At 48.6% G+C, this 13954-nt stretch carries 9 protein-coding genes and 1 pseudogene; 3 read left to right on the top strand and 7 right to left on the bottom strand.

Annotated features, from left to right (window positions below; genetic code table 11):
• Positions 1-270: 270 nt before the first annotated feature.
• The 5 genes from CIK93_RS02485 to CIK93_RS02465 form a co-directional block, all read right to left on the bottom strand.
• Complete coding sequence (locus CIK93_RS02485; protein WP_094446472.1) at positions 271-1806, bottom strand: carboxylesterase/lipase family protein; 1536 nt, start codon at positions 1804-1806, stop codon at positions 271-273.
• 94 nt (positions 1807-1900) lie between these two features.
• A complete protein-coding gene (locus CIK93_RS02480; protein ID WP_094446471.1) occupies positions 1901-2857 on the bottom strand; it encodes an endonuclease/exonuclease/phosphatase family protein in 957 nt (318 codons plus the stop codon).
• A gap of 59 nt (positions 2858-2916) precedes the next feature.
• Positions 2917-4479, bottom strand: a complete 1563-nt coding sequence (locus tag CIK93_RS02475) for a peptide MFS transporter (RefSeq protein WP_094446470.1) — start codon at positions 4477-4479, stop codon at positions 2917-2919.
• An 8-nt stretch (positions 4480-4487) separates the two neighbouring features.
• Complete coding sequence (locus CIK93_RS02470; RefSeq protein WP_094390421.1) at positions 4488-5279, bottom strand: porin family protein; 792 nt, start codon at positions 5277-5279, stop codon at positions 4488-4490.
• A gap of 15 nt (positions 5280-5294) precedes the next feature.
• The gene (locus CIK93_RS02465; protein ID WP_371327171.1) at positions 5295-6689 is read right to left on the bottom strand and encodes a LysM peptidoglycan-binding domain-containing protein; all 1395 of its coding nucleotides are present in this window, start codon (positions 6687-6689) and stop codon (positions 5295-5297) included.
• A 166-nt stretch (positions 6690-6855) separates the two neighbouring features.
• Here CIK93_RS02465 and CIK93_RS02460 point away from each other — a divergent pair.
• Both CIK93_RS02460 and uvrA read left to right on the top strand, forming a co-directional pair.
• A pseudogene (locus CIK93_RS02460) lies at positions 6856-7167 on the top strand (gliding motility-associated C-terminal domain-containing protein); the annotation flags it as partial.
• Positions 7164-10034, top strand: a complete 2871-nt coding sequence (gene uvrA, locus CIK93_RS02455; protein WP_094390419.1) for an excinuclease ABC subunit UvrA — start codon at positions 7164-7166, stop codon at positions 10032-10034. The pseudogene CIK93_RS02460 and the gene uvrA, both read left to right, overlap by 4 nt.
• Positions 10035-10343: 309 nt before the next feature.
• Here uvrA and CIK93_RS02450 read toward each other — a convergent pair whose 3' ends face one another.
• Positions 10344-11921 (bottom strand): OmpP1/FadL family transporter, encoded by a 1578-nt coding sequence (locus CIK93_RS02450; RefSeq protein ID WP_094446468.1) that lies wholly within the window; start codon positions 11919-11921, stop codon positions 10344-10346.
• Positions 11922-11981: 60 nt separating this feature from the next.
• Positions 11982-12902, bottom strand: coding sequence for a hypothetical protein (locus CIK93_RS02445; RefSeq protein WP_254046714.1), 921 nt, complete (start codon positions 12900-12902; stop codon positions 11982-11984).
• A gap of 131 nt (positions 12903-13033) precedes the next feature.
• Between CIK93_RS02445 and prmA the strand changes: the two genes are divergently transcribed.
• Positions 13034-13897: a 50S ribosomal protein L11 methyltransferase gene (gene prmA / locus CIK93_RS02440; protein WP_094446467.1), complete on the top strand. Its 864-nt coding sequence runs from the start codon at positions 13034-13036 to the stop codon at positions 13895-13897.
• Positions 13898-13954 lie beyond the last annotated feature (57 nt).

The raw sequence follows: 13954 nt of genomic DNA, 5'->3' as shown, positions 1-13954 counted from the left end.
CAACTTCATTGTCAATACTCTTGGAGCTTTGGCAGCATATTGCTTCTTTCCTAAGAAACCTACAATTGCCGTTCAAAGGACTATTGATAGACAATTGACCTTATTCTAATTCGTCGAACTCACGTTAAACAAAAATCTTTAACTAGAATCCATGTCGTCAGTGTAATCCGTGGATTTTCGTTGCTTCGCAAAAAAAGAACATGGGGACAGAAAACTGCCCCCATGTTTCATATTTTGCTTTTTGATAGGTTCTTTGTATATTATCATATTCTATTTCCTGCGACTCTTGAAAAATGCTTCAAAGAAGTCCATCTGGCGCTGGTTGGGCAGGCGGTCGAGGTGGAAACCCTCATGGATGATCATCACCGTGGGTTTGTCCTGTTTGTAGGTAGTCCAATAGGGCAGCGAGTCACCGTTGGGATTGCCTGTCTTGGTGAAGTTAATCCAATAGCGCGACATGATTTGCTGCATGTGACGCTCGGTATCGGTCATGCGACCGCCCTTAAAGCTGAATCCGTAGATGAAAGGCATCTCAGCAACATGGCTGGCACCGCCTCTTTTGCTGCGGAGAATGGTGTTTTCGGAGTCTTGGTCGAAGTAGTACATATATACACGTCCCTTACCGGTCTTGGTCTGGAGATTGGCCCAGGCGTAGGTGCCCCAGGCAAAGCTACCGTCGCGGAAGATGTCTGACAGCGCGAAACAGGCCTCCTGTTCGTTGGTGGCGGGGTATATCTCCAGCAGACGGTCGGCCCAGTCGCCATAGATGTCCTTGACCCGTTTCTGATAGGCTTCGACGGGCATGGGGAACGCGAACAAGGAGCCTTCGTCGGAGTTGGTGCCGATGAGGATGTCAACGTCGTTGTATTGTCCGGCCTCGTAGAGCTTGTACTGGTCGTCTATGATGGCATGGCCGTCAACCACAGGCCAGAATGTATCCGGCTGGGTGTTGTCAACAAGCTGTTGGAACGGCACCTTGCGCATTTGCTTGAGGTTCTTCTTGCCGAGGCGCTTTTGGAAACCGATACCGGCCTGCTCGGCACTACGCACCGTACACACGGCGACATTTCCGTCGCGCTTCTCACCGACGGGCCAGAACGAACTTCCGCTCTCACAGATGGCGGCGCGGAACAGTCCCTTGGTTAACGGCGAAGCACAGAGGATGCTCACGGAGATAGCTCCTGCAGACTCGCCGGCAATGGTCACCTTCTCAGGGTCGCCGCCAAAGGCCGCAATGTTGTTGTGCACCCATCGCAGGGCTTCTATCTGGTCGAGTATTCCGTAGTTACCGGAGAGGCCACCTGCCTCCTTGCTGAGTTCCGGATGACTCATGAAGCCGAGTGCTCCAAGGCGGTACTCAATGCTGACATAAACGATGCCCTCACGGACAAAGCTCTCCTGCGTGCCGCTGTACGATCCGGTGAGGAAACCACCGCCGTGAATCATCACAAACACGGGCAGGCGCTCATCAGATGACTTTGCGGGTGTCTCAACGCTCAGGTACAGGCAGTCCTCACTCATTGGAATCTCGTTGCCGTTCTGGTTGGGGTCGGTTGGCTGTGGGGGGCGGTTGCCCCACTTGTCGGCCTTGTACACTCCTGTCCACGGTTTTTTCGGCACGGGAGCCTTCCAGCGCAGGTTGCCTATAGGTGCCTCTGCGTATGGAATGTTCATATACAGGGCGTGGCCGTTGCGGCTGACACCCTCAATCTCTCCCTGCGCAACATTGGTGCGCAGCAGTTGTGCTGTGGCGCTGGTTTCTATCGCCAACAGTGCACAAACTAAAATAAACCATTTGTTTTTCATATTCTGCTCGTGTTAATGAATAGATGTTGCAAAATTAATAAATAATTTTGATATGGTGCAAATGTGTGTGATAAAATTCGGGTGGAATGCGACATTAATGGCGTTGGAGTTGGAAACGGACGACAAGGGGGAGGTGGTCGCTGAAACCATTTTGGAAACGGTATCCGTTGTAGGTGCGAAACGGTTTGTCACCGCCATACTTTTTGTCTGGTTCAAGAAGGAAGGGGGCGTCATTGATATGACAGTATTCCAGATGGGGCAATAACGATGGACTGACGAAGATGTGGTCGATGCCTTGCCAATGGCCAAGATAACGGTAGGAGGCTTTCGCAACACCATGTCTGCCCTTAACTCCCTTGCTCATATTATGGTAGCCGTGTGCTTCTAATGCTGTGAGCACAGGACTGTCTGCAACATCGTTGAAGTCGCCTGTGATGATGATTTTGGCTGTTGGCGACTGCACTTGGATGCGGGTTGCCTCGGTAGTGATGCGTTGCAATACGCTTTGTCGCCATAACTGTGACGAGCGAGCACCACTCAGCTTGCTGGGGGCATGGACAACAAAGATATGGAGGGTGTCGCCAGAGATGTATTTCCCCTTGACGTAGAGGATGTCGCGCGTGGGACGCATGCCTTCCATGGGTTCTACTGTCAGACAATCGTAACAGAGGGGACGGAAGACTAATGGCTGGTATAAGAGTGCCACGTCAATTCCACGACTGTCGGCGGACTCTGTCATGAGGTAATGATATCCTGCATTGCGAAGTAATGACCGACGGGTGAGGTCATGGAGCACGCGGTCGTTTTCCACTTCTGTCAACGCGATGAGATTAGGGAGTCCCCATGATGCGGTATCGTTACTGCACGACATGATCTCCTGGGCAATATGGCGCTGTTTCAGCCAATAGCGCTGAGGCGACCAACGGCGTACGCCACCTTCTACCCACTCGGTATCGTTTTTCCCTGGGTCGTGTTCGTAATCGAAGAGATTTTCGCAATTGAGTTCTACCAGTGTGAGCCACACGGTAACGACAAGGACTCCTATAGACATAGGCGTGAAAAGGAAAAAAGGCGCACCCCTGATGAGGATGCGCCGTGATGATAAAACGTTTATTTTGTAACGCGTTCAAGCCATTTGACCATGCCGAACATGACACCCATGGAAATGAGGCAGACCACGAGGAATACGGACCAGCACATCCATATGGGCCACTTATTGTACATCAACGGGCCAATCCACAAGAGGAGGTTGCCTACGGCTGTGGCACCGAGCCACAAGCCCTGACAGAGACCCTGCAGGTGTTTGGGGGCTACCTTTGAAACAAACGAAAGTCCCAGTGGTGAGATGAACAGTTCTGCTACGGTGAGGAAGAAATATATGACGATGAGAACCCAAGGTCCTGCCTTCATGGTAGCCTTAGCGGTATCGCCCATCATTTTGAATTCCTCGGCTGAGGGATAACCCTGCATCATAGAATAGATGGCAAGGAAGAGATAAGCCAATCCGGCAATACCCATACCGTAGGCTATCTTACGTGGGGTAGAGATGGCGCGTCCGGCACGTGTCAGACTTCCGAAAATCCACATGATGGCCGGTGTGAGGGCAATAACGAAGAATGGGTTTACTGCCTGCCAAATCTCAGGAGCTATGGTGTCGGTAACCACAAAGTCGCGTGCGAAGAGACTGAGTGACATACCATTCTGGTGGAATGAGAACCAGAAGAATACGGCGATACCCAACACAGCAAAGAGGGCGAACATGCGCTGCTTGATTTCTGTTGCCATTTCGCGCTTTTCCTCTTCGGTATATTCCTCTGTCTTAACGGCTTCTTTCTTACCTGGTGTGGGGAAGATGTTACGAGAAGAGATGAAGATGACCAGCGAAATCAGCATGGCCACTACCGATGCAATGAAGGAATAGTGGATACCGGTGTTGAAGATGTTCAGATAGTGAGAGCAGAACGCTGTCAGGTCTCCACCTGTCTGTCCTCCCACCTTGGTCACCAACTCACCCAGATTGTTGAGGGCATCTGCCGAAAGCGCTGCACCATTGTTGATATACTGGTGGCAGAGGGCTGGCAGCGAAGCATCATAACTGAGGTTGTTGACCTGCAACCACCATGAGCGAAGCATGGGAGCTACGAAAGGTGCAACGAGTCCTCCAATGTTGATGAACACATAGAAGATCTGGAAACCAGAGTCACGCTGACCTTTGGCGATGCGGAGTGCTTCTTCGCCTTTTTTGGCAGCTTCTGCTTCAAAATTATCGTACATCTGACCGACGATCGCCTGAAGGTTGCCTTTAAACAGACCGTTACCGAAGGCAATGAAGAACAGTGCCAAACAGGTCAGGGGCAGCAGCCACGACACATTATTGCTGGTTGCCATAACAGGCACAGACAGGATGACGTAGCCCAGAGCCATCACCACAAGACCAGTCATGATGGTGCCTTTGTAGTTTTGTGTACGGTCAGCAATGATACCGCCCACTAGGCTTAGCACATAGATGCCGGCATAGAAGAAAGAGTAAATCACACCGCTTGTTTCGTCAGACAAGCCGAATTTAGAGCAGAGGAAGAGCACGAGCACGGCATTCATAATGTAATAGCCGAAGCGCTCACCCATGTTGCTGAGTGCTGCAAGTAGCAGACCTTTTGGATGGTTTTTAAACATAGAAATATTTATTTGATTTTAGAGTTGTTGGTTTTAAACACGTCGAAAAGATAGGTTAACTTGACGACGATCTGTCCGAAATTGGATTTACCGAAATAATCACTCTTGGTATTCCCAAAGATATTGCCGAGTCCATAGTAATAGCGGCCTTCGAGCAGGAAGTGTCCCAGTTTGGGGTGTGAATATTCCATTCCGGCTCCTACGGCGATACCGTAGTCGAACTTATTCTCCACCGCCATCGTGTCTTGTGCTGTGATGTAGGAAGCACGCTGTTCTGTCGGTTCGTATCCTTTCACAAGATTGGTATTGGTCTTCTCGTTGAGGAAGAAACCCACCTGCGGACCTAACTGGAAAAAGCCTTGCAGTCCGTTGCGCTCACGTCCCCACCCCAGTCGTGCCATGACAGGAATCTGCACATAGTTCATCTTGCGCTCATAGTAGAGCGGATGGTCGGGATCGTCAGCATAGAAGCAGGGGTTGTCGTTGACATCGAGGATATCTTCTTTCCATCCTGTTTGTACGTAGTTGACTTCTGCTACAACGGCACAGATGCTTTTGAAATATTTCTCGCACGTGTAACGCAGGGTGATACCGCCGCTTAAACCAGCGAGCTGTTTCTGCGGAACGCGAGGTGAGAAGCCTACGCTACTCATCATCATGCCACCGTTTACACCGATGGCAAACTCGTTACGATAGTCGCCTACCTGTGCTGACAGTCTTGTGGCGATGACCAGTCCTGTGAGTATGAGTATGTATCGGCACTTCTGCGTGGCGCTTATTGTCAGTTTCTGTTTTTTCATGTCCTTCCTATGGTGTTAGAACTTGATGATTTCAGTTTTACGTCCTGTGGTGAAGTGTACAAAGAGTGTACTCTTGTTTTGCAGTCCGCCGTTTCCAAGACGCTCGAAATGAAGTGGTGTCTGAATAGGCGTGTAGCCTACCATGCCCGATGCTCCGGTAAACTTCTTACCGTAGAGATGGAGTCCCTTGATGAAGAAATAGGCGTGGTCGAAACCCGTAATGGCAAACCGAGGAAGGGCGTTCATCATATCGGCATGGAAATTCCACCGGTATTTGAGATTGATTCTATCGGTCTTCGACGACAGGGGATTCATATAGAACGTTGCCGGGATATAGGTGTCGAAACGGTAGAAATTATCGAGTTGATGACGGGTGTAGAGCATCCATTCGGTATAGCCAAAGAGCGTGATCTGCATTTCCGGGTATATGGTCTTGAGTCCGCTGAGGCGTGCCAGAGCCACACCGAGCTGTGGAGAACGCCCCGTGTTCAGAACAACAACATTACGCTTGGTCATGCTGAACGATTTACGAAACATTTCTTCGCCCGATTTCAGATTGGTCACATTATAGGTCATGTGCTTGGCTTCGAGACGACGACGAAGGGGGAAGGTGAAATTACCTTTCTTACTGGTGGTATCGTTGCAATCAATGATGACGGTATGGCAGTCGGAGAAGCGTTGCAGGAAATGAGTGATATAGGAATCATTCTGCAAATCCTGCGACTGAAACACCTGATAGATATTTCTGTTGGTAGTGAGTTCCGGCGCATTGATAGAGAACGGTATCAACAGGCGGATATCATTCTTCTTCACGAAATCACTCATGGGCTTCACCATTTTAGAATAGAGCGGACCGATAATCAAATCGCGGTCGGCAGCATGGGGATCCTGCAAGAACTTGTTGATGTCTGAATCTTCAGCCACATTCCATGCTCTCACATCGGTAGAGATACCGTTGGCTCTCAAACTATCGCAAGCCATGAGTACACCTCTATAATATTCTGTCATGCGCTTGCCGTCACCGTTAATATCGTGCAAGGGTAACATGATGCCGATGCGTATTTCACGCTGCGTCATGTCACAGTCTTGTACTTGCGGCTTAGCGGGCATCTTGATTTCTGATGTTGCCCCTGCTGAATTTCCTGCCGAGGGATGATTAGACGGCCAGGGGATTTTGATATATTCGCCTTTCTTCAATTCATAGCCTGGCGTATTCATCTCCGGGTTTGCCTTGATGAGTTCCTCAATGGTGAGCCCATTGTCTTTGGCAATACCAAAAATGGTTTCCTTACGCTTCACTTTATGGAGCTCGCGGTAAGAATTATGCTGCGCACAGGCTGTCTCTGCCATGAAGGCAAAGAGGCCAAGAAAGAGGAGTTGACGTAATATTCCGTTCTTCATTTCCATCATATTTTAGTCTTTCGCCTACAAAATTACAAAAAAAGATGCGGTAAATCTACATTTTTCCGTAAATTTGCAAAAATATTAGTATATGACACTCAAAATAGCACTGACAACGTCACTTTTTCTCCTTCTCTCACTGCCCGTCTGTGCACAAACGGACAACAGCGAAACAACGGAGAGCCGCTTGGAAATGCCCAATGCCTTCTCGCCAAACGGTGACGGCATCAACGACATCTATCAGGCGAAGTCGAACTATGAAAACATCGTTTCGTTTCGTGCCACCATTTTCAATCGGAAAGGGCAACGCCTCTACGAATGGAGCGAGATAGCAGGAGGATGGGACGGTAGCAGCGGAGGACATCCCGCGAAAGACGGAGTCTATTTTGTGCGTGTGGTGGCCAAAGGCGGCGACGGTCGCGACTACGACATCAAGAAAGCCGTGACCTTGCTGCGACAATTCAACGAATCAACTGAAATGAGATGAACAACGACGAAAAAATCAACGTATGGGGCGCTCGCGTCCATAACTTAAAAAACATAGACGTGGAGATTCCACGCCACTCCCTAACCGTGATCACCGGACTGAGCGGATCGGGTAAATCGTCATTGGCCTTCGACACCATCTTTGCCGAAGGACAACGCCGCTATATTGAAACCTTCTCTGCCTATGCCCGTAACTTCCTGGGAGGCATGGAGCGACCTGACGTGGATAAGATAACAGGTCTGTCGCCCGTTATCAGCATTGAACAAAAGACTACCAACAAGAATCCCCGTTCTACCGTAGGTACAACGACTGAAATCTACGACTACCTGCGTCTGCTCTTCGCCAGAGCAGGCAAAGCCTACAGTTACGCAACTGGCGAGGAGATGGTGAAATACACAGAAGAGAAGGTCATCGACATGGTGGCAGCAGACTATAGCGGCTGCAAAATCCTCATCATGGCTCCTGTGGTAAGAGGCAGAAAGGGGCACTACCGCGAACTCTTTGAAAGTATGCGGCGAAAGGGCTATCTCCATATCAGAGTGGATGGCGAAGTGAAAGAAATCACACGGGGCATGAAGGTGGACCGCTATAAAAACCACGATATCGAAGTGGTCATCGACCGGTTGGCTGTCAAAGGCAACGATGACGAACGACTCAAGAAGAGCATCCGCATCGCCATGAAACAAGGAGACGGTCTGCTGATGGTCATGAATCACGACACGGGAGCAGTCAAATATTTCTCACGCCGGCTGATGTGTCCAACAACGGGAATCTCCTATAGCGACCCCGCCCCCAACACCTTCTCGTTTAACTCACCGCAAGGTGCGTGCCCTCGCTGTAAAGGGCTGGGATACATCAATGAAATAGATCTCGGTAAAGTGATTCCTAAACGCAATATGAGCATTTACGAGGGAGCCATCGTGCCATTAGGAAAATACAAAAACCAAATGATATTCTGGCAAATCGATGCCATCCTCAAGAAATACGACTGTACGCTAAAAACAAAAATTGAGGACATCCCCGATGATGCGCTCAACGAAATACTCTACGGTTCGTTGGAAACGGTGCGCATCGACAAAGAACTGGTTCATACGTCAAGTGACTACTTCGTAGATTTCGACGGTGTAGTGAAATATCTGCATGATGTGATGGAAAATGGCGAGAGCAGCAACGGACAGAAATGGGCGGACCAGTTTCTTGCCGAATGTGTATGTCCAGAATGTAAAGGACAAAAGCTCAATCAGGAAGCACTCTCCTATCGCATCTGGGATAAAAACATTTCGCAGCTTGCCAATATGGACTTGGTAGAACTGCGCGAATGGCTCAACGAGGTGGGAAACCACATGGACGACCAACAACGGCAGATTGCCACAGAAATACTCAAGGAGATTCGCACACGAATAGATTTCCTCCTTGAAGTAGGTCTTGACTACCTGTCGCTCAACAGACAGGCAGCAACGCTGTCGGGAGGTGAAAGCCAGCGCATACGTCTTGCCACGCAAATCGGTTCACAGTTGGTCAATGTGCTCTATATCCTTGACGAGCCAAGCATCGGACTGCACCAGCGCGACAACGACAGACTCATCCGTTCGCTGAAAGAGCTACGCGACCTCGGCAATACGGTCATCGTAGTGGAGCACGATCGCGACATGATGCTCAATGCCGACTATATTGTGGATATTGGGCCGAAAGCAGGAAGAAAAGGCGGAGAGGTGGTCTTCCAGGGAACCGTTGAGGAGATGATGCACACCAATACTATCACCGCCCAATACCTCAAAGGCGAGCAACAGTTGCAAAAAGGACGCCACAGAAAAGGCAACGGCCAGTTGCTGACGTTGCGAGGATGCCGAGGCAACAACCTCAAGAACATCGATGTTTCGTTTCCTTTAGGATGCCTGATTCTCGTCACAGGAGTCAGCGGTTCGGGAAAATCAACGATGATCAACGAAACGCTCTACCCCATCCTCTCCCAGCATTTCTACCGTTCGTTGCAAAAACCCATGCCCTACGACAGTATTGAAGGACTGGAGCATATCGACAAGGTGGTCAATGTGGATCAGAGTCCCATAGGACGCACTCCACGATCAAACCCAGCCACATATACGGGGGTCTTTGCTGACATACGATCACTCTTCGTGAATCTGCCAGAAGCACAGATTCGAGGTTATAAGCCAGGACGCTTCTCGTTTAATGTCAAAGGCGGAAGATGTGAAACCTGTGGTGGAAACGGATACAAAACGATAGAAATGAACTTTCTGCCCGACATACAAGTACCGTGTGAAACCTGCCATGGCAAGCGATACAACAGGGAGACGCTGGAAGTGAGGTTCAAGGGAAAATCTATTGCCGATGTCTTAGACATGACCATCAACCAGGCCGTAGAATTCTTTGAAAATGTGCCCGATATCTTGAGGAAGATCAAAACCATACAGGATGTGGGATTGGGATACATCAAACTCGGACAACCTTCGACAACGCTCTCTGGAGGTGAAAGCCAGCGCATAAAACTTGCCACAGAACTGTCGAAAAAAGATACGGGCAAAACCCTTTATATCCTTGACGAGCCAACCACGGGACTTCATTTTGAAGACATCAGAATCCTTATGGATGTTTTACAGAAACTGGTAGATCGTGGAAATACCGTTATCGTCATAGAGCACAACCTCGACGTCATCCGCCAAGCGGACTACATCATCGACATGGGGCCGGAGGGCGGACGAAAAGGCGGTGAGGTGCTTTCTGCCGGTACACCAGAAGAAGTGGCGAAGAGCAAAAAGGGATTCACGCCCAAATTCCTGCTTGAAGAAATGAAGAGAAATAGTGACGCTCCCGACAAACCCTGTGGAGGAAGCTGTGCAGATGCTTGAAACAAGTTCTTTGTAAACAAATGAAAAGTCTACAAGGTCATTAATTTGGCGAAGCAAGTGCTTCTGTGGAACGACCTTGCCATATAGACCGGAATAATCGGTAAACTGGAATGTTTCTTGTTGTGGCCAGCATATCTCTCTAAATATGCTATAAAGGTACAAAAAATAATGCACATATGCGAGCAAAGCGCCCTACACATGAGCATTATTTTTAGACATAAAAGAATTTGAGAGGTTTTTCAGTGCTCTCCATCGAACTTAACTTTCGATGGGAGCAACTCTCAAATTTATGTAGAATATAAAGATTGGTCAGAAACTGTATGAGAGGGTGCAGAGTACCTGATGGCGCTTGTCGCTCACACTAACAGGTGAACACTCATTGACCTCGGTCTGACGCACATTGTCGGCATCAATATAATCGGCTGAATAATAACTCATGAAGGGATAGAAATCGCCGTTGCGCTGACTATACTGGTAAGCCAAGTCTAAACGGAACTTGTCGAAGGTGAAACCTACACCTGCCGTGATACGGTCGGTAGCACCCCAGTTCGTATAGTCGGTGGTCGAAGCATAATAGACACCCGGAGAGTCGATGGTCTGGTCGCGCACAGCACCTTTGTTAAACATCGGAGTCACGTGGTTATAACCCAAACGAATGGCGAAACTCTTATCAGGACGGAACTCGCCTCCGAGTTTGATAGTGCTCACACCTTTGAGGTTCTTCTTGGTCAACTGGTTCATATAAAACTCACTACTGCTATTCTCATGATAGCCATCGTAGTAGTCGTAATAGGCATCGTCGATGGTGCGCATGTCACACGAACCGTAGTCTGCATATTCGTAAACGGCTCCAAGGGCAATCTGATTACCAATGGTGTGACCGAGGCTTATGCCAAACTTCCATGGCGTATTGAAACGGAAATCCTCACTGGCTGCCGACTTATCAACATTGGAACCAATAGTGGTGTAGTTCTCTGTGGTGAGCTTATAGAAGGTGGGAGTAGCTACAGAGAGACCGATGCGGAAGGGAGACTCTTCAATGGGACGGAAGATGGCACCAGCCTTGATATTGAAACCTGTTCCCGTAATATTGTGCTGATCGCTGATGAGCACACCATCTATATGATCTTGGTTTGGCTGTAAAGTCTCGTAATACTCGCTGTAGTCCTTATAGTGCACATCGCTAATACCTATGGTAAGACCAAGATAGAGGCGGTTTTTGATATTACCACTGATATTGATGTCGTAGTTGCCTATGTAGCCTGAGGTAGCACGATTGAAGTCGTACATATCACCTCCATAACCCACAACATATTTTTCATGCGTATCAGGATCTTCTTGGAGCAGCAAATTACCCAGATAAATATCGTCAAGCTGCGAATAAGCCAACGAATTCTTATTGAGCAGTCCGTTCATGTCCTTGAGCGTGGTCTGCAAACTCTGCGACGAACCATTCAACTTGGCTGCAGCGGTGAGTATCTGATTGAAATTGCGGCTTTTGTGATAGTTGAAACCAAAATTGAGGAAACTGCTCACACCGGTTCTGGTGCTGAGCACCACACCAATCTGGTCAAACGACACATTGGTCTTGTTGGCATTGGCAAACGAGGCGGCATCCTGCAAATTGACAAAGCCAAACGAAGTGCTCACCTGTCCCTTGCGAAACAATCCGATACCGGCAGGATTGGTGCCGATTGTGGAAATATCTGCGCCAAGCGCATCCATGGCTCCACCCATACCCACATAACGGGCTGTACCATTCAGGTCTTCTGTAGATAATGCTGCGGCATCATACGAGTCGCCAACGGCTGGCACCTCAGATTGTGCCTGCATCTGAACTGCTGCGGCAGAAGCCAGCATGACAGCGGTAATTGCTTTTATATTCATAGTCGTATTTTGTTTTCGTTGATAAAATATTTGTATCTCTCACCAAATAGCGATGACGCATCAGCGGCGTCCGCCATAGTTATGACCGCCTCCTACTGAGCGTCCACCACCAGAACGGCTGCTTCCGCCAAACGACGAACCGCCATTGCTGTAAGACGGACGGCTGTAGGAACTGTTGCTGTTACTGTTGTAAGAGCGTGAACGATAACCGCCCAAATCGCGTGCATTGTTACGCTGACCGCGGGTGCCGTAGTCTATGTTACTATTACGCTGACCACGATAGCCTGCCAGACTACCTCCACGGCGGTTGGCATTACTGTCGGTGTTGCCTGCGTATTTATGATGTGAATAGCCTGAGCGACTCCACGATCTGCCAGCATGCACAGGACCTGAGATATAGACTCCTCCTCCCCAACCCCAATAGGGACGATCCCAGTAATAGCCGTAATGCCAAGGACTGTACCAAGTGGAATAATAATAAGGTGAATACCATCCCCAATAAGAACTATAGTACCAGGGATCATACCATGGGTCGTACCATGACGAACGCCAAGGACTGTACCACGAACCGTACCAAGCATCGTACCATCCCGGACGCACACCTGTCCATCTTCCGTCGCGGTAACCTTCCCAATAGGCTTCACTGGGCGTATAACCGTCAAAACGACTCATCTTACGCGTACAAGCGTAGTCGTCGGCTTCTGAATATGCGGAATCAGGATAGACACCCTCTGTGGCTGAGAAATTGATAATATCATTGCCTGCCGAATCAATGGGAGCAACAGAAGACCATGCACGACGATTGTACTCGCGCGATGATTTCTTACTACCAGTATAATAGGTGTCTGCGGGCATTCCGTAGGATTTGAGTTCTTTGGCTTTCGATTCCTTGGTGGGAACGAAATACATATCGTCATCCTGTGCCATAGAGAGCATCGGGAGACTCACCAAAATCGTTGTCATTAAGATAATCTTCTTCATATCTCATTGCATTTTTATAATTTCACATTGCAAATTTATTATCAAATATCATGCAAATTTAGGGATTTTCCCTAAGAAGGGGTAGGTTTTTCCCTATTTTTTGTAATTTTGCACAAAAATAAAGCAATAAGATGAAGTATTTTGAAGTAGATTTCCAATTATCGCCTCTCTCGCAAGACGCTTGCGACATTTTGGCAGCACTTACTGCCGACGCAGGATTTGAATCCTTCGAAGAAACGCAACACGGCATACGGGGCTACGTACAGCAACCATTACTCGATAGACAAGCACTCGAAGATATAGTAAACAACTTCCCTATAATGGGAACCAATATAATTTACACAATAAGCGAGGCAGAAGACAAAGACTGGAACGAGCAATGGGAACAGGAAGGCTTCGAACCTATCATCGTAGGCAACAACAGACTGGCGATTCACGATGGGCGACACCTGCCAACCCAACCTGCCGACATCAGTGTGGAAATAGATGCACGACTGGCATTCGGCACGGGCACCCACGAGACTACCCAGATGATTTGCGAATGGATGCTCGATATGCCCATGAAAGACTTACGCGTCATGGATGCGGGATGCGGAACGGGCATTCTCGGCATTGTTGCACTAAAACTCAAAGCAAACCATGTAACTGCCTACGACATAGATGAATGGAGTAGCGACAACACTTGCCACAATGCCGTTATCAACCGTGTTGACAGTCAATTGTCTGTTTACTGTGGCGATGCCTCCCTACTCGATTCCAAAACTGCCGACTACGATTTGGTACTTGCCAATATCAACCGCAACATCCTACTCAACGACATGCCTCGCTTTTGTCAAATCATGAAGCAAGATGCTAAACTCATTCTCAGCGGATTCTATACCGAAGATATTCCGTTGCTTGAAGCACGTGGAAAGGAACTCGGGCTTACATTGACAGGTGCGAAAAACCGCGACAAATGGGCTTCCATCATCATGCAACGCGTAAATAATGCGTAAATAAATAGGTGGAATCATTTCGCCAATTCGCAACTTTTTGTTACCTTTGCATAGCAA

Source organism: Prevotella sp. P3-92 (assembly GCF_002251205.1).
Classification (GTDB): Bacteria; Bacteroidota; Bacteroidia; order Bacteroidales; family Bacteroidaceae; genus Prevotella.
This window is presented reverse-complemented; position numbering and strand designations above follow the sequence as displayed.

Excerpts from the sequence above, each read along its gene's own strand:
- CIK93_RS02475 (WP_094446470.1), bottom strand. The coding sequence starts at position 4,479 with ATGTTTAAAAACCATCCAAAAGGTCTGCTACTTGCAGCACTCAGCAAC.
- CIK93_RS02470 (WP_094390421.1), bottom strand. The coding sequence starts at position 5,279 with ATGAAAAAACAGAAACTGACAATAAGCGCCACGCAGAAGTGCCGATAC.
- CIK93_RS02480 (WP_094446471.1), bottom strand. The coding sequence starts at position 2,857 with ATGTCTATAGGAGTCCTTGTCGTTACCGTGTGGCTCACACTGGTAGAA.
- uvrA (WP_094390419.1), top strand. The coding sequence starts at position 7,164 with ATGAACAACGACGAAAAAATCAACGTATGGGGCGCTCGCGTCCATAAC.
- CIK93_RS02485 (WP_094446472.1), bottom strand. The coding sequence starts at position 1,806 with ATGAAAAACAAATGGTTTATTTTAGTTTGTGCACTGTTGGCGATAGAA.
- CIK93_RS02450 (WP_094446468.1), bottom strand. The coding sequence starts at position 11,921 with ATGAATATAAAAGCAATTACCGCTGTCATGCTGGCTTCTGCCGCAGCA.
- prmA (WP_094446467.1), top strand. The coding sequence starts at position 13,034 with ATGAAGTATTTTGAAGTAGATTTCCAATTATCGCCTCTCTCGCAAGAC.
- CIK93_RS02465 (WP_371327171.1), bottom strand. The coding sequence starts at position 6,689 with ATGATGGAAATGAAGAACGGAATATTACGTCAACTCCTCTTTCTTGGC.
- CIK93_RS02445 (WP_254046714.1), bottom strand. The coding sequence starts at position 12,902 with ATGAAGAAGATTATCTTAATGACAACGATTTTGGTGAGTCTCCCGATG.